We start from the raw sequence: 15652 nt of genomic DNA, 5'->3' as shown, positions 1-15652 counted from the left end.
CGGCCAGCAGATCGAACAGATTCAGAACCCGGATAGCTGACTGAACTACGACGCGCCGAACGTCCCGCCTGGCGAAGCCGGGGTGGGCTTCGGCGCCTTGTACATCTCGTCAATCACGTTCTCGAAGTCCTTCATGACCTGCGCCCGCTTGACCTTCATGGACGGGGTCAGGTGGCCGGACGCTTCGGTGAAGTCGCTGGGCACGATCCGGAATGCCTTGATGGCCTCCGCCTGCGATACAGACTGGTTCGCATGGTTGATCAGCTCCTGCACCGCCGCCTTCACCACGGCGTTGTCTGCCGCGTCGGTGACGGTGGTCTCCGCCGGCAGTCCGTGGCGCTGCAGCCACCCGGGAAGGGCTTCCTCATCGAGTGTCACCAGTGCGCCGATGAAGGGGCGGTTGTCGCCAACCACCAGCACCTGTGAGACCAGCGCGTCTGCGCGGATCTGGTCCTCGAGCTGGGCGGGCACCACGTTCTTGCCGCCGGCCGTCACAATGATTTCCTTCTTCCGGCCGGTGATCGTCAGGAAGCCGTCGCCGTCGAGCTGGCCGATGTCCCCGGTGCGGAACCAGCCGTCCACGAACGCCTCCGCCGTCAGGTCATCACGCTTGTAGTAGCCGCGCATGACGCACGTGCCCTTGGTGAGGATCTCGCCGTCGTCGGCAATTTTGACGCTAGTGCCGGGAATCGGCGCGCCGACCGTGCCGATCTTGATCCTTTCGGGCGTGTTAACGCTGATCGGCGCCGTGGTCTCGGTAAGGCCGTAGCCTTCCAGGATCTGGAGTCCGATTCCCTGGAAGAAGTGGCCGAGCCGTTCGCCCAGCGGACCGCCACCGGATACGGCATGGGCCACCTGGCCCCCCATGGCCGCCCGGAGCTTGCTGTAAACGAGCCTGTCGAAGATCGCATGCTTGATTTTGAGGCCGAATCCGACGCCGCCGTCCTGCCTGGCGCGGGAATAGGCGATGGCCGTATCCGCGGCCTTGTGGAAGATCGCTCCCTTTCCGCCGTCCTCTGCCTTGGTGAGGGCCGAGTTGTACACCTTTTCGAACACCCGGGGCACGGCGAGGATGAACGTGGGCTTGTAGCTCTGCAGATCGGGCAGCAGGTGCTTGATGTCGGGCGTGTGGGCCACGGTGACCCCGGCTGCGACGGACAGGACGGAGATGAACCGCGCGAACACATGGGCCAAGGGGAGGAACATGATGGTCCTGGCCTGCTGATTGACGATCTGGCTCAGCGACGTGGCCAGGGCATTCTCGGACAGTTCCACGAAGTTGCCGTGGGTGAGTTCGCAGCCCTTGGGCCGGCCCGTTGTTCCGGAGGTGTAGATGATGGTGGCGAGGTCGCTGAGCCCGGCAGCCCGCCGCCGCGATTCGAGGTCGTCGTCGCTGACGCCGGTTCCGGCCTCGCGGACGGCGTCGAGGCCGCTCCCTTCAAGCTGCCACACGTGGGCCAGTGCGGTGAGCCCCTCGGACGCTGCGGCCTGCCTGATGATGTTCTCGTGATGGGCTGACTCGCCGAAGGCCGCCACCGCACCGGAGTCGCCCAGGTTCCAGGCGACCTGGGATGGCGAGGACGTCTCATAGATCGGAACGGACACGCCGCCCGCGAACCAGATGGCAAAGTCGATCAATGCCCACTCGTAGCGTGTCCGGGACATGATCCCCACGCGGTCGCCCGCGCCAACGCCGCTGGCCATGAGGCCCTTGGCCAGGGCGGAGACGTCCGCGAGGAATTCCGTGGCGGAGATGTCCTGCCACTGGCCGGAGGAATCCAGCCGCGAAAACAGCGCAGGATTCGACGACTTCGAGGCTTGGCGCAGCACAAGGTCCGTGATGTTGGTGTCCGAAGGGACGTTTGCCAGAGGCGGAACAGTGAATTCGCGCACGATAGCTCCTTTGATATCCGTAGGCCGCAGCGGGTAGTCCTTACCTTAGTACGCCGCCCTCAGGGTCAGTCGCACATTACCTACTGGCCAGTAACTTTACGTCGGCAAGCCGTGATGCGCCACTGTGTCGCGGCCGGACGGTGGACCGTCGGGACACCTAGAATGGGGAATTATGCAGCCACCCCCGCCCACTGAACAGTCCAGCCAAACGGAGCTCCACGGCAGAACCGGGCAATACAGAATCCGCGCGTGGCAGCGGGGACCCCTGAAACAGCAGCGCCGTGGGTTGCACCCCCGGATGTTCCGGCAACAGCTGCGGCTGCGGCGCCGGGGACTGGCCATCGGCATCGACATCGGCGGCACCAAGGTTGCGGCCGGCGTGGTTGATGCAGACGGAAGGATTCTCCGCGAAGCCCGGCGTTCCACTCCCGGAAGCGATCCCCGCGCCGTGGAGCAGGTCATCGTGGAGTTGGTTGAGGAGCTGAGCCGGGGTTCACGCATCCGGTCGGTGGGCATCGGCGCGGCCGGCTGGATGGACCTCGACGGCGGCACCGTCCTCTTCAGCCCGCACCTCGCCTGGCGCAACGAACCGCTGCGGGACAATCTGCAGCGCCTGCTCCGCCGCCCGGTCATGCTGGTCAACGATGCCGACGCCGCGGCGTGGGCGGAATGGCGCTTCGGCGCCGGGCGGGGCCAGGACCGCCTGGTGTGCATCACCCTGGGGACCGGCATCGGCGGTGCCATGGTCATGGACGGGCGGGTGGAACGCGGCAGGTTCGGCGTCGCGGGTGAGTTCGGCCACCAGATCATCATGCCCGGGGGTCACCGGTGTGAATGCGGCAACCGCGGCTGCTGGGAACAGTACGCATCCGGCAACGCCCTTGGCAGGGAGGCCCGGGAACTGGCTTTGGCCAATTCCCCGGTGGCCCAGGAACTCCTGAAGGCAGTCGACGGCCAGGCGGACCGCATCACCGGCGCCACCGTGACCGAGCTGGCCATCGCCGGCGACGCTGCCTCCAGGGAACTCCTGGAGGATGTCGGGGACTGGCTGGGACTGGGGCTGGCCAACCTTGCCGCGGCCCTTGACCCGGGAAAATTCGTGATCGGCGGAGGGCTTTGCGCCGCCGGAGAGCTGCTCGTGGCACCGGCCCGGAAGGCCTTTGCCCGGAACCTGACCGGGCGCGGGTTCCGTCCCGCCGCGGAAATCGACCTTGCCGCCCTCGGGCCGAATGCAGGGCTGATCGGCGCCGCGGACCTGTCCCGCGTGAGCAGCCGAACGCACGTCTGACCCGGCCGGCGCAGCGGGTCAGGCGCCCTCAGACGCGCGCGCCGTCGTCGTTTTCGTCCTTCTCCTGGGGCAGCTTCATGATCAGGTACACCACCGCTCCGATAAAGGTGGCCACCATGCCAAGGATTGCCAGCAGCGGCGCTGAACGCCAGAACATCGCCGACAGGACCAGGGCCACGGGCGCGCCCACGGCGCCTAGCCACGCCAGCATGGTCAGGGGATCCGTGGCGGAAAGACTGGGGGGCTCCTCCGGCACGAACACGCCGTCGTCGTCCTCCACGCCGTAGTCACGCGGTCCCTCGGCCGCGGGTGGCCCGGCGGGTTCGCCGGTCCGGGCGTCCCGCTGCCGGGCGGCAGCCGCTTGGCGCTCCGCGGCCGACAATTCCGTCGGAGCCCCGGCGGCGAGTCCCAGGGGATCAAAATCAGTGAACCGCTTGGCCTGGCCGTGTTCCGGTCCGGCGTCAGGTTCGCGATCGCTTGCCGTAGCTGCGCCGCCGCTCCGCTCTGAACCGGCAACGTCGTCGGGCCCGGCACCGGTGCCGGGAGCGGGCGTGTCGCCCTGGAGCCTGGCCACGAGGTCAAGCCAGACGGCGTCGTCCTGGTTGGCGCTCGGATCGGACGGGTTTGAATCGGGCCTATTCATCGGGCGTGCCCTTCTGGCTGGCTGTCGCGGACTGGTTCGGAGCGTGGAGGGAGTCCGCAGCCACGGAGCGGATGAAGTCCACCGAGCCGCTGAAAATCTCCTCGGCGTCGTTGTCAAGCGTGGCCACGTGATAGCTGTTCTCCAGCATGCTGACCTGCAGCGGGGCGTGAGTCAGTCCCCGCCGGAGCGCCACAATGCTGGAGTCGGAAACAACGTGGTCCACGGTGGAGCGGAAGACCCGCACCGGCGCGGTGACGCGCGGGAGCAGCCGCAGCGTGTCCTTGAACATCTTGTTCAGCTGGTGGGCCGCCGCCACCGGCGTCCGGGCGTACGCGCCTTCGTCCATGCCGGGCTTGAGGATGTCGTTGGCTATGGCCGGCGTGCTCTTAAGCACGAGCTTGAGGATGCCGGCCAGCGGGGCACGGGGGTCGTCAATGACCAGGCCGGGATTGACCAGGATGACTCCGGCAACCGGACGCGTGGCGGCGATGCGCAGCGCCAGGGCGCCTCCCATGGACAGGCCCGCGGAGAAGACGTGGTCACACTCGGATTCGAGTTCAAGATAGGCGGCATCCAGGGCATCGTGCCATTCGGTCCAGCGGCTGCGCGACAGCTCCTGCCACGTGGTGCCGTGGCCGGGGAGCAAGGGCATGCGGACCGAGAAGCCGGCGGCGGCCAGTGCCGCGGCCCAGGCCCGGACGCCGTGCGGGCTGCCGGTGAATCCATGGGACAGGGCCACGCCGACGCGGGGACCCTCGCCGGAGAACGGGCTGCTGAACGGACTGTGGTCCGGAACTATGCTCATGATTTCTCCGACGATATGTTGCTCCGCGCGTGCACCTGGAAGAACCGCGCCGAGGCTTCGAAAATTTCCGCGGCGTCCACGTCAAGGGTTGCCACATGCCCGCTGTTTTCCAGCGGAACAACGTCCAATGTTGTCGATGCCAGCCGCTTCCTGATCAGCGCCAGGGACGTGGGCGGCACCACGATGTCGTTGCGCGACTTGAAGACCAGGACGGGCGCGGTGACGCGCGGAAGTCCGCGGGCTGCGGCTGCGAAGAGCCTTTTCAGCTGATGGACAGCTGCCAACGGCGTAAGGGAGTAGTCACCGTCCTCGGTGGGGGCCGACGTCGGATTCTCTTCCTCGATGGGACTTGTGGTCCGCTGGAAGTACTTGAGCAGGCCGATGATCCGGACGCGGCGGTCATAGAAGCTCAGGCCCGGGTTCACCACTGCCACACCGGACACGCTGTGGCGGGCGGCGGTCAGCAGCGCGACGGCGCCCCCCATGGACAGGCCGGCCACGTAGCAGTCGTCCGTCCTGGCGGCGAGGTCCAGATATGCCTTTTCAAAGGTTCTGTGCCAGTCCCGCCATCCCGAGCGGGCCAGATCCTGCCAGTGGGTCCCGTGCCCCGGGAGCAGCGGCACCGATACGGCGAAGCCGCGCCCGGCAAGGAACTCGGCCCACGGCAGGATGCTCAGCGGGCTGCCCGTGAAGCCGTGGCAAATGGCTATTCCGATGTGCGCATTGGGTCCGTGGCCCGGGTAGCTGAAAGCGGCGGGCGTAGTCCGGGCGCTGCCTTCTGTCATGAGACCATCGTGTCACTGTTCCGGACAATTCTCACTAGAGTAGGGTTGCATTGCAGTGCTGGCCGGGCCCTTTGGAGCGCCTGCCAGTTGCCTTCCGGAGGGGTAAGACACGTGTTCTACTGGGTCATGAAAAGGATCTTCCTGGGGCCGGTGCTCCGCACCCTCTTCCGGCCATGGGTCAAAGGACTGGACAACGTTCCGGCTGAAGGCGCGGCGATCATCGCCTCGAACCACCTGTCATTCTCCGATTCCATTTTCATGCCGCTCATGGTGCCGCGGCCAGTCATCTTCCTGGCCAAGTTGGAGTACTTCACCGGCACCGGCCTCAAAGGCCGGCTGACCGCCCTGTTTTTCCGGCTCACCAACCAGCTCCCCATGGACCGCTCAGGCGGCGCGGCCTCCGCCGCGTCATTGGAGGCCGGCATGGATGTGCTGACCCACGGCGGGCTGCTGGGCATCTATCCCGAGGGCACGCGCAGCCCCGACGGGCGGCTCTACCGTGGGAAGGTGGGCGTAGCCCGGCTAGCGCTTGCTGCCGGCGTTCCGGTCATTCCCGTGGCCATGATCGGAACCGACAAGGTCCAGCCGATCGGAAAACGGCTGCCCCATATCCGCCGCATCGGCATGATCTTCGGCGAACCGCTGGACTTCAGCCGCTATCAGGGCATGGCGGACGACCGGCTGATCCAGCGGTCCGTGGCCGACGAAATCATGTATGAGCTCATGCGGCTCTCCGGCCAGGAATACGTCGACGAGTACGCCGCCGTCGTCAAGCTCCAGCTGGCGGGGAAGGCGACTGCCGTGCCGGCCGACGCCGGAGCTGCGGCCGCAGAGCCTGGCGCGGGGGCAGCCGGGCCAGACGCCGCGCCTGCCGAGCCCGGCCCTGTGCCAGCCGAGCCCGGCCCTGTGCCAGCTGAGCCCGGCCCCGGGGCAGCCCAGCCCGGCCCTGTGCCAGCCCAGCCCGGCCCTGTGCCAGCCCAGCCCGGCCCTGTGCCAGCCCAGCCCGGCCCTGGGGCAGCCCAGCCCGGCCCTGGGGCAGCCCAGCCCGGCCCTGGGGCAGCCCAGCCCGGCATCGGGCCGGACGATTCGTCCGCAGGGCCTGAGCATCTGCCCGGGGTCCCGCCGGGTACGGAAACCGGGCGGGACTCCGGCGAGGGTAACGACGTCGGTTCCTCCCGGTCGGCCTAGGCCGTACGTCCAGGCCGATCGTCCAGGCCGGCGGAGCGTATCTCTGTGACGCCAGACGCGGGGTCGATGACAAAGCGGGTGTCCGGATGCCGGTTCCGGCAACTACTCTTAGTACTGTGACTGAGCTATCTGCAAAACCTGCCTCTTCCCTGACCAGCACCTCCCAGAGCGGTGCAGCCAACTATCCGGGACTGGACAACTGGCGGGACCTTCCGGTTTCCCAGCAGCCGAGCTGGCAGGACAGGGACGTTTTCGACGCGTCGGTCAAGGAACTTTCGGTGCTTCCTCCCCTCGTGTTTGCCGGTGAGGTCGATATCCTCCGGGAGCGCCTCGCTGCCGCAGCCCAAGGCAAGGCGTTCCTGCTCCAGGGCGGTGACTGCGCCGAGACATTCGGCGACGCGACCGCGGACAAGATCAGCGCACGCGTGAAGACCATCCTGCAGATGGCGGTTGTGCTGACGTACGGTGCCGCGATGCCGGTAATCAAGATGGGCCGGATGGCAGGGCAGTTCGCCAAGCCGCGTTCCTCGAATGAGGAGACCCGCGACGGCGTGACCCTGCCGGCGTACCGCGGGGACATCGTCAACGGCTACGATTTCACTCCCGAATCCCGGGGCCACGATGCCAGCCGGATGCTCCGGGCCTATCACACGTCCGCTTCCACGCTGAACCTGATCCGGGCCTTCACCCAGGGCGGCTTCGCGGATCTTCGCCTCGTCCACCAGTGGAACAAGGGCTTCACGGAAAACCCTGCCCACGCGCGCTACGAATCGCTGGCACGGGACATCGACCGCGCCATCAAGTTCATGGCGTCCTGCGGCGCGGATTTCGAGGCGCTGAAGCGCGTCGAATTCTATGCCAGCCACGAGGCGCTGCTGCTCGACTACGAACGGGCCCTGACCCGCATCGACTCGCGCACCGGCTTCCCCTATGACACCTCCGCGCACTTTCTCTGGATCGGCGAGCGGACCCGCGAGCTGGACCACGCACATGTTGACTTCCTGTCCCGCGTCCGCAACCCGATCGGCGTCAAGCTGGGGCCGACCACCTCCGGGGACGACGCTTTGCGGCTGATCGACAAGCTGGATCCGGAACGGGAGCCCGGCAGGCTCACGTTCATCACCCGCATGGGTGCGGGCAACATCCGCGAAAAGCTTCCCGCCGTCGTGGAAAAAGTCACCGCCTCCGGCGCGAAGGTCCTCTGGGTCACCGACCCGATGCACGGCAACACGGTCACCTCGCCCAACGGCTACAAGACCCGTAATTTCGACGACGTCATCGACGAGGTCCGCGGGTTCTTCGAGGTGCACCACGCCCTCGGGACTGTGCCGGGCGGTCTCCACGTCGAGATGACCGGGGACGACGTCGCGGAGTGCCTCGGCGGCGCCGACCCCATCGACCAGGAGGCATTCCTGGACCGCTACGAGTCGGTGTGCGATCCGCGGCTGAACCACATGCAGTCGCTGGAGATGGCCTTCCTCGTGGCCGGGGCCCTGGCACGGCACTAGATAGCGCCGGTGTTGAGAAGGCGTTGAGATAGAGTTCGGCGCCAAGACGGAGCCAGCCACTGCGCGCTCCCGCTGATGCCTGCGCCGTTCAGGCGGCGGCATCAGCGGGAGAGCCGGCCAGGGCCGGCTAAACGACTGTGAGCGTGACGACGGACCCTTCAGGCACCTCGGTGTCAACGGGATCCTGGTCACGCACCGTGCCGAAGAATCCGCCCAGGATGTTGTTCACCCGGACTTCGAAGCCGCGTTTCTCCAAGGCCTCACGGGCGTCACGCACCTGCTTGCCGATGTAATTCGGCACCTTTACAAGCTTCGGTCCATCGGAAATCGTCAGCGTGACGGTCTGTCCCCGGGTCAGGGTTCCCGAGGCCGGCTCCTGCTTCACGACGGCGCCCTTGGGGACGTTCCTGTCTTTGACGGTTTCGTCCGCCACCACTGCCTTCAGCCCGGCTGCCTCAATGGCCCTGACAGCCGCGCTCTGCTCCTCGCCGCTGACGTCCGGAACCGGAATGGGCTCAGGGCCTTTCGATACCGTCAGGCCGACGGGGGTGCCGTGCCTGACCGCGGTCCCGGAGGCAGGAGTCTGGCTAAGGACCGTACCGGCCGCCGCCTGTTCGTCGAATTTTTCCGTGATTTTCCCCAGGGCCATCTCGGCGCGGTTAAGTTCACTCTTGGCGGCGTCGAGGGTTTTTCCCGACAGCTGCGGCAGGGGGAAAAGCTGGGGTCCCTTGGAAACGAACAGCGAAACCGGCTGGAATTTTCGGATCTCCGTCCCCGCTGTGGGTTCAGAACCCACCACCAGACCCGCCCTGACGTCGTCGTCGAACACATCTTGGGTGCTGGACTGGAAGCCGGCGGACCGGAGAAGCGCCTGGGCCTCCGCGACGGTCCTGTTTGCCACCGACGGCACCGTGCCGGGGGAGCCGGGCCCCATGCCGAAGAACCAGCCGGCCCCCGTAGCCAGGAGCGCCGCGATGATGAGTATCACGATCCAGAGAGCCCCGCGGCGCCTGGAATTGCCCTCCCGCAGCGTGCGGACCGGAGTGGCTGCGGCACGTTCCCGGGCTTTTTGATCGTCACGGGCCAGCTTCCGCAGTTCCCTCTTGCTCAGGGCTGCGGCGGGAGGGGGGCCTTGTGCGTCGGCCGGTTCGAACGCGAACCCAGGCGGCAGCTGCCGGGCGTGGGGGAAGACCGCGGTCGGGTTGCTGGTGTGCGAGATGATTTCCGTGGGCCGCTGCACACCGGGACCCTGAGCTGAGGAACCCTGAGCTGCGGGACCCTGAGCAGGGGGCATTTGCGCTGTGGGCGCTTGTGCACCGGGCATTTGCGCTGGCGGCATGTGAACAGGCGACAGCAGCTCCGTGTGGTTCCCGGGGGACGGCATGCGGTCCGGCATGGGACGCGCCTCCATGCCCCTCGCCGCAGGGACCTGGCCCGCAGCCCCGGCCGCGGCGGACGCAATGGCGGCGCCCACGGCCGCAGGGGGCTGCAGGTCAAGTTCGGCGTCCGAAAGGTTGGTCCGGATGTGCCGCAGCTCCGCCAGGAGCGCATTTCCGTCCACCGGGCGTTTTTCGGGGTCGTTGGCAGTGCACCACTGCACAAGCTCGTCCACTTCTTCAGCCAGCCCGGGAACCACCTCCGACGGCGGTCCGACCGTTGAATTGACGTGCTGGTAGGCGACCTGAATGGGGACCTCGCCGTCAAAGGGCTGCCGGCCGGTCAGCATCTCGAACAGCATGATTCCGGTTGAATAGATGTCGCTGCGTGCGTCGGCGGGTTTGCCGAGCACCAGCTCCGGCGAGAGATACCCCACCGTGCCGATCAGGGCACCGGTACTCGTGTTTGCAGTCACCGCCCGGGCCAAGCCGAAGTCGCCGATCTTGATCCGGCCGTCGTCGGCGATGAGGACGTTTTCGGGTTTCACGTCACGGTGGATGAGGCCGGCCGCGTGGGCGGCGCCCAGCCCTTCGACCACCGGGTCAATCAGTGCGAGGGCGAGCCGGGGGGACAGGGCACCCTTGGTGTTGATGACGTCTCGGAGGGTGTGGCCTTTGATGTACTCCATCACAAGGTAGGCCGTGCGGCCGTCGTGCCCCTGGTCGAGGACGCCCACCACGTGGGGGTGGGAGAGCTTCGCGGCGGCCCGCGCCTCGCGGGCCAGGCGGTCCAGGAAGTTGCCGTCGTTGACCAGGTGCGGGTGGAGGACCTTCAAGGCCACATCCCGGTCCAGCCGCTGGTCCGTAGCGACGTAGACGGTGGACATCCCGCCCCTCGCCAACCTCGAATTGACCTGGTAGCGATTGTCTACCAGGGAGCCAACGAGACTGTCCGACACATTTTCCTGCACCTTAAGATACTAATTGCTGCACGGAAACGGGTCCGGACCAACATGCGATCCGGACCCGTATCGTTATCCTCAGCCCGGCATCAGGAGGCCGGGCCCGCGAGGCTAGCTGAAGTTCTTTCGGTGCGCCTTGATGGCTGCGACGTAGGTCTTCGTGTCGGAAAACATGCCGTGCTTGCTGACTGAGTACTGGCCCTGGTAATAACCGGCGATCGCGTAATCCACGTTCTTGCTGGTCCGGATCAGCTGCCGGATGATGGCTACGCCGGCGGTCGCGTTGTCATACGGGTCAAGCAGATTGAGCTTGCGCCCCACAAGATCGGATGCCCACTCGCCGGAGGACGGGATGACCTGCATCGTCCCGATGGCGTTCGCCGGGGAGACTGCGCGCTGGTTGAATCCGGACTCCTGGTACGCGAAGGCCTGGGCAAGCGCGGGATCCACTCCCATCCGGCGGGCAGTATCAGCCACGATGGACTGCATCTGTGCCAGGGACGGGACCGGCGAGGCGTTCAGCAGTGCCTTGTTCTTGTTGGCGGAGCTGACCACGGCGGCCGGGTACGTGAACCCGAGGAAGGAGCTCGGCACCAGCGGTGTCACGCTCGACGCCGGCTGGACGGCGGACGCCTTCGCTGGAATGACGAGCTTGTGCCCGGGGTAGATGACACTGGTCAGTTTGAGCCGGTTCGCCGACAGGATGTCGGCCAGCCGCACGCCGTGCCTCGACGCAATGCCGGACAACGTGTCGCCGGCTTTGATGACATAGGAGCCTGAGGGCGCGGCCGCCGGTTTGCCGGCCGCTGACGCCGCCACGCCCGCCCCGATGCGGATCTTCTGGCCCGGATAGATGACGGATGAAAGCTTCAGGCGGTTCCAGCTGAGAACCTGGGAGAGCTTGACGCCGTGCCGCGCGGCGATGCCGCCCAGGGTGTCCCCGGACTTCACTGTGTAGGTCCTGCTGGTCGTGCTGGCGGGAGTGGCCGCCGCCTTCCTTGCCGCCGTGGTGGCCGTGCCTGTCAGCTTGATCCGCTGGCCAGGGTAGATCACGGAGTTCGATTTCAGGTTGTTCAGCTTGAGCACAGCCGAGGTGCTGAGGCCGTAACGCCCGGCTATGCCGCTGACCGTGTCGCCACGGACAACCGTGTGAGCGCCTGGCGTCGCGCGTGCGGGCTGCAGGCCGGCGGGAATCGCGGCCGGTACGGAGGCGGCCGGAATGATGCCGGCATTGACGGCGGCAGCCTGTGCCTCCATGGCCGCGGCGAGCGTCGCCGGAATGGCGCTGGGCCTGGATTCCGCGGCGGCGGGCTGGGCAACAGCCAAGGAGGAGAGCATGACAGCGGGCAGCGTTGCCGTCGTCGCCGCAATCATGGGCAAGCTCGGCCGGGGAGGCTGCTTGGGTGAGCGGGTCGTCGTCATGGGAAAGATCCTCTTCTCAGCGGCGAATGCTGTCGGCCAGTGTGACTATTGGTATCAATGTTACTTGAGTTATTCGTGTTACAAATGTGACCAATGAGAATCTCTCACGATTTCGCGGATAGCACAAGAATCGGCGTACGTGCAGAAAGTCAGGGTATCCGGGTGTGTCGCGCACGGAAAGCACTGGAAACGCACCGGGGCGCCGCTCTGACTAGGCGCGCGGGCGCCCGTCGTGGCAACCTTGACCCGTGAGTACTGTAGAAAGCCTTGTTGGCGATTGGTTGCCACTGCCCGACGTCGCCCAGTTGCTGGATGTTTCCATTACCAAAGTCCACGGGCTGCTCGATGAGCGCGCGCTGGCAGCGCTGAGGATTGGCGAACGCCGCATCAGGTCCATCCCGGCGGCCTTCATCCAGGACGGGCACGTCGTGGAAAGCCTCAAGGGCACGATTGTGGTGTTGGCAGACGCCGGATATTCCGACGAAGAACTCATTACGTGGCTCTTCACTGCCGATGAATCGCTCCGCGGGCGGCCAATTGACGCCCTTCGGGAAGGCCGAAAGACCGAAATCCGGCGAAGGGCCCAGTCCCTGGCCTGGTAGCCGCCCTGGTCTGATAAGCCGGCCCCGGCCGGCCCGCGTGGCAATCCGTGCGGGCCGGCGGCGGGCCGCTCAGGCGGCTCGGCTCACCGTTGCTTCGGCCAACTTGCGGAGCGCCGTCTTCGGGAGGTCTTCCAAAGGAAGAAGCTCGAGGGCCGCGAACGCGGCTGCGCCGAATTCCTCGATGAGTGCTTCCGTTGCCTGCAGCGCCCCACAGTCCGCAATGATCCTGCGGATCTCCGCCACGTCCTCTTCGCTCAGGTCGGGACTGCCCAGCCTGGCGTCGATGAAGGCGGACTCCTCAGGGGTGGACAGGTCCAGGGCGAACGCCACCAGGACGGTCCGTTTCCCTTCGCGGAGGTCGTCGCCGGCGGGCTTCCCTGTGGTGACGGGGTCGCCGAATACGCCCAGGACGTCGTCGCGAAGCTGGAAGGCCTCTCCCAGCGGCAGGGCGAAGGCCGAGTAGCCCCGAAGCAGTTCGTCCGAGGCCCCGCCCAGCGCCCCGCCGAGGGCGAGCGGGTGCTCGGTGGAATACTTGGCCGACTTGAAGCGGATAATCGACTGGGCCCGGCTGACGGCGCCGGCGCGGTCCCGCACCGGGCCCGCCACCTCTTCCAGGATGTCCAGGTACTGCCCGGCCATGACTTCGGCCCGCATGAGGTTGAAGATCAGCCTCGCCCTGCTCCCGGATGCGGCATGCACGCCGATCTCCGTGAAGGCTTCCTCGCTGAAGGACAGGCACAGGTCGCCGGCAAGGATGGCTGCCGCGTGACCGAACCGTTCGCTGTCCAATGCCCACCCCTGGGCCTCGTGGAGCTGCATGAACCTGCGGTGGACGCTAGGGCCGCCCCGCCGTGTGTCGGACCGGTCGATGATGTCGTCGTGGATGAGGGCGGCGGCCTGGAAGAGCTCAAGTGCCGCCCCTGCGGTGACGACGTCGTCGGCCGACGCCGGTCCGCCGGCACCCCGCCATCCCCAGTAGCACATGAGGGCGCGCAGCCTCTTGCCTCCGGTGACCAGGTTGGAGATGGACCCCATGATGGGGTCGATATCCGGGGAGATCGAGGCCATGACCGACTGCCTCGTGGTCAGGAAATCGGTGAGCCTTCCGGCAACGGCAGCGACAAAGGCTGTCTGCTCGACGCGCAGCTGCTCTGCCACGGTCACTTGACGGACTCAGGAGCCACGTTGGCGCCGATCGTAAAGGTGGATACTCCGGCAACCTCGGGAACCGCAATGTTGACCGTTTCATTTCCGGCGCGGACAAAGTCCTTGGAGACCACCGTGCCCACCGTATTGCCCGGAACGGCCTTGAAGCCCTGCGCCTGGAGCGCTTTGGTGTAAAAGTCGACGACGGCGGCCGGCTTGTCAGCGATGGAACCGACCAAGGCGACCGTCGCGGGGGAGGAGGACTTATCGAAACTGCTGGCGACGACCTTGGCCCCGGGCATGACCGGAAGGAGTTTTTGCGGGAATCCCGCTACGAGCGCCCCCACTGCCGCCGAGGTGCCCGGCGAGGCCGACGGACTTGGCGGCGCCGTAGTGCTCGCCTGTCCTGATGCCGAGGTGGAAGCCGAAGCTTCAGGGGACGGAGCGGAGCCTGGCGACGGCGCACTGCACGCCGACACCGCCATCAATACCGTTCCGGCCGCTAGCAGGCCAAGGCGGGCAGGCATGGGCGTTCCAATGACCTTCACAGGTGCATTCCTCCTGGGGTTGATGCCGGATTCAGCCTCCAGTTTAGTCAGTCGCAGGGCATAGGATTGCAGATGTGGGGCCGGACCAGGACAAAGAGCAAGTTGAAGCGCGTCTTCGGGACCTCCGGCGCAGCAGCATTATGCACGTGGACATGGACGCCTTCTTCGTCTCCGTCGAACTGCGGGGACGCCCCGAACTGCGCGGCAAACCGGTCATCGTGGGGTATCCGGCAGGCCGCTCCGTAGTGCTGTCAGCCTCCTACGAAGCCCGCGCCTTCGGCGTGAAGTCCGCGATGCCGATGGTGGTTGCCCACCGCATGTGCCCGCAGGCAGTGATTATCGAGCCCCGGCACAAGCTCTACTACAAAGTCTCCGGCCAGCTGATGTCCATTTTTGAGTCGATCACCGAGCTCGTCGAGCCCCTGAGCGTGGATGAGGCGTTCCTCGATGTGGGCGGAGCGATCCGCCGCCTCGGTCCGCCGCTGCAGATCGGGGAGCTGATCCGGACCAGGGTCTCCAAGGAACTGGGAATCACGGCCTCCGTGGGGATCGCGGCCAGCAAGTTCGTGGCCAAGATCGCCTCCACCCGGTGCAAACCGGACGGCATATTGCTGATCCGGCCCGAGCAGACCGTCCCGTACCTGCACAGCCTCCCCGTCAACGCGCTTTGGGGCGTGGGTGCCAAGACCGCGGACGTACTTGCAAGGATGGGAATCCGCACCGTGGCCGATGTCGCCGCGACGCCCGTCTCATCCCTCAAGAAGGTGCTCGGCGCCAGCGGCGAACATGTCCACCGGCTGGCGTGGGGGATCGATCCGCGGGTGGTGACTCCCGTGCGGCTTGAGAAAAGCATCGGAGCCGAGGAAACGTTCGCGGTGGACACTGCCGACGACGCCCTGCTTCACCGGGAACTGCTGCGTCTGTGCCACAGGACTGCCGAACGCCTGCGCGCGTCCGGCCTGGTGGCACGCACCGTTGCCCTCAAACTGCGCTATGCCGATTTTTCGACCGTTACGCGGAGCCGGACGGTCCATGCGCCGCTGGACAGTGCGCAGCTCCTCTACGCTGTGGCCGTGCAATTGCTGGAGTCGCTGGGGGACCGGTCCATGACCGTCCGGCTCGTAGGCGTGCGTGCCGAGCATCTCGAGGCGGCAGCCCAGACCTCGCTCCAGCTGAGCTTCGACCGGCGTGACGACAATTGGCGGGCTGCGGAGCAGGCGCTGGACAGGGTGACGGAGAAATTCGGCTCTAAATCGGTGCTGCCGGCACGCCTCCTGGACCCTGGGAGCGGCACCCGCTGAGGCGGCTCCCGGCTGTGTCCCGGGAACAGCGATTTTTACCGGAATTTCGCGGCCAATTCGGGTTGCGCTCCGTGAACAGCGTCCGTAGTGACTCATGTCAAGATGCTCGCGAAAGTGTTGTGCGTGCCTCATCTATTTGTGCTCGCGTGGATGCTGTTTCCAGGGCCCGTGTTTTTGCGGCGGCG

At 66.5% G+C, this 15652-nt stretch carries 12 protein-coding genes and 1 pseudogene; 5 read left to right on the top strand and 8 right to left on the bottom strand.

Annotated elements, in window-relative coordinates:
- Positions 1 to 45 precede the first annotated feature (45 nt).
- Positions 46 to 1893, bottom strand: a complete 1848-nt coding sequence (locus ASG92_RS11675; RefSeq protein WP_056628235.1) for a long-chain fatty acid--CoA ligase — start codon at positions 1891 to 1893, stop codon at positions 46 to 48.
- A 298-nt stretch (positions 1894 to 2191) separates the two neighbouring features.
- On the opposite strand from ASG92_RS11675, the gene ASG92_RS11670 reads away from it, so the two are divergent.
- Complete coding sequence (locus ASG92_RS11670) at positions 2192 to 3181, top strand: ROK family glucokinase (RefSeq protein ID WP_157372191.1); 990 nt, start codon at positions 2192 to 2194, stop codon at positions 3179 to 3181.
- Between the two features lie 28 nt (positions 3182 to 3209).
- Here ASG92_RS11670 and ASG92_RS11665 read toward each other — a convergent pair whose 3' ends face one another.
- From ASG92_RS11665 to ASG92_RS11655, 3 genes are read right to left on the bottom strand one after another with little or no spacing between them, the layout of a single operon-like run.
- Positions 3210 to 3824 (bottom strand): hypothetical protein, encoded by a 615-nt coding sequence (locus tag ASG92_RS11665; protein WP_056628233.1) that lies wholly within the window; start codon positions 3822 to 3824, stop codon positions 3210 to 3212.
- The gene (locus tag ASG92_RS11660; RefSeq protein ID WP_056628230.1) at positions 3817 to 4629 is read right to left on the bottom strand and encodes an alpha/beta fold hydrolase; all 813 of its coding nucleotides are present in this window, start codon (positions 4627 to 4629) and stop codon (positions 3817 to 3819) included. Before ASG92_RS11660 ends, ASG92_RS11665 begins: the two co-directional genes overlap by 8 nt.
- On the bottom strand, positions 4626 to 5414 hold the full coding sequence (locus ASG92_RS11655; protein ID WP_056628227.1) for an alpha/beta fold hydrolase: 789 nt from the start codon (positions 5412 to 5414) through the stop codon (positions 4626 to 4628). Before ASG92_RS11655 ends, ASG92_RS11660 begins: the two co-directional genes overlap by 4 nt.
- Before the next feature lie 111 nt (positions 5415 to 5525).
- Between ASG92_RS11655 and ASG92_RS11650 the strand changes: the two are divergent.
- Together ASG92_RS11650 and ASG92_RS11645 are read left to right on the top strand one after the other, a co-directional pair.
- Positions 5526 to 6206: pseudogene (locus ASG92_RS11650) on the top strand (lysophospholipid acyltransferase family protein); the annotation flags it as partial.
- Positions 6207 to 6718: 512 nt separating this feature from the next.
- Positions 6719 to 8110, top strand: coding sequence for a 3-deoxy-7-phosphoheptulonate synthase class II (locus ASG92_RS11645; RefSeq protein WP_200951952.1), 1392 nt, complete (start codon positions 6719 to 6721; stop codon positions 8108 to 8110).
- A gap of 127 nt (positions 8111 to 8237) precedes the next feature.
- Here the strand turns inward: ASG92_RS11645 and ASG92_RS11640 are convergent, their stop codons facing one another.
- Together ASG92_RS11640 and ASG92_RS11635 are read right to left on the bottom strand one after the other, a co-directional pair.
- On the bottom strand, positions 8238 to 10457 hold the full coding sequence (locus ASG92_RS11640) for a PASTA domain-containing protein (RefSeq protein ID WP_056628221.1): 2220 nt from the start codon (positions 10455 to 10457) through the stop codon (positions 8238 to 8240).
- Between the two features lie 102 nt (positions 10458 to 10559).
- Positions 10560 to 11870: a lytic transglycosylase domain-containing protein gene (locus ASG92_RS11635; protein ID WP_056628218.1), complete on the bottom strand. Its 1311-nt coding sequence runs from the start codon at positions 11868 to 11870 to the stop codon at positions 10560 to 10562.
- Between the two features lie 248 nt (positions 11871 to 12118).
- On the opposite strand from ASG92_RS11635, the gene ASG92_RS11630 reads away from it, so the two are divergent.
- Positions 12119 to 12472 (top strand): Rv2175c family DNA-binding protein, encoded by a 354-nt coding sequence (locus ASG92_RS11630; RefSeq protein ID WP_056628216.1) that lies wholly within the window; start codon positions 12119 to 12121, stop codon positions 12470 to 12472.
- A 69-nt stretch (positions 12473 to 12541) separates the two neighbouring features.
- Here the strand turns inward: ASG92_RS11630 and ASG92_RS11625 are convergent, their stop codons facing one another.
- Complete coding sequence (locus tag ASG92_RS11625) at positions 12542 to 13636, bottom strand: polyprenyl synthetase family protein (RefSeq protein ID WP_056628213.1); 1095 nt, start codon at positions 13634 to 13636, stop codon at positions 12542 to 12544.
- A complete protein-coding gene (locus ASG92_RS11620; RefSeq protein ID WP_082579464.1) occupies positions 13633 to 14166 on the bottom strand; it encodes a hypothetical protein in 534 nt (177 codons plus the stop codon). Before ASG92_RS11620 ends, ASG92_RS11625 begins: the two co-directional genes overlap by 4 nt.
- Before the next feature lie 74 nt (positions 14167 to 14240).
- Here ASG92_RS11620 and dinB point away from each other — a divergent pair, with 74 nt between their 5' ends.
- Positions 14241 to 15467, top strand: coding sequence for a DNA polymerase IV (gene dinB / locus ASG92_RS11615; protein ID WP_056628209.1), 1227 nt, complete (start codon positions 14241 to 14243; stop codon positions 15465 to 15467).
- Positions 15468 to 15652: the final 185 nt, after the last annotated feature.

It is taken from the genome of Arthrobacter sp. Soil736, from assembly GCF_001428005.1.
Taxonomy (GTDB): domain Bacteria; phylum Actinomycetota; class Actinomycetes; order Actinomycetales; family Micrococcaceae; genus Arthrobacter.
Note: the sequence above shows the minus strand (reverse complement) of the source record. Positions and strands in the feature narration are given on the sequence as shown.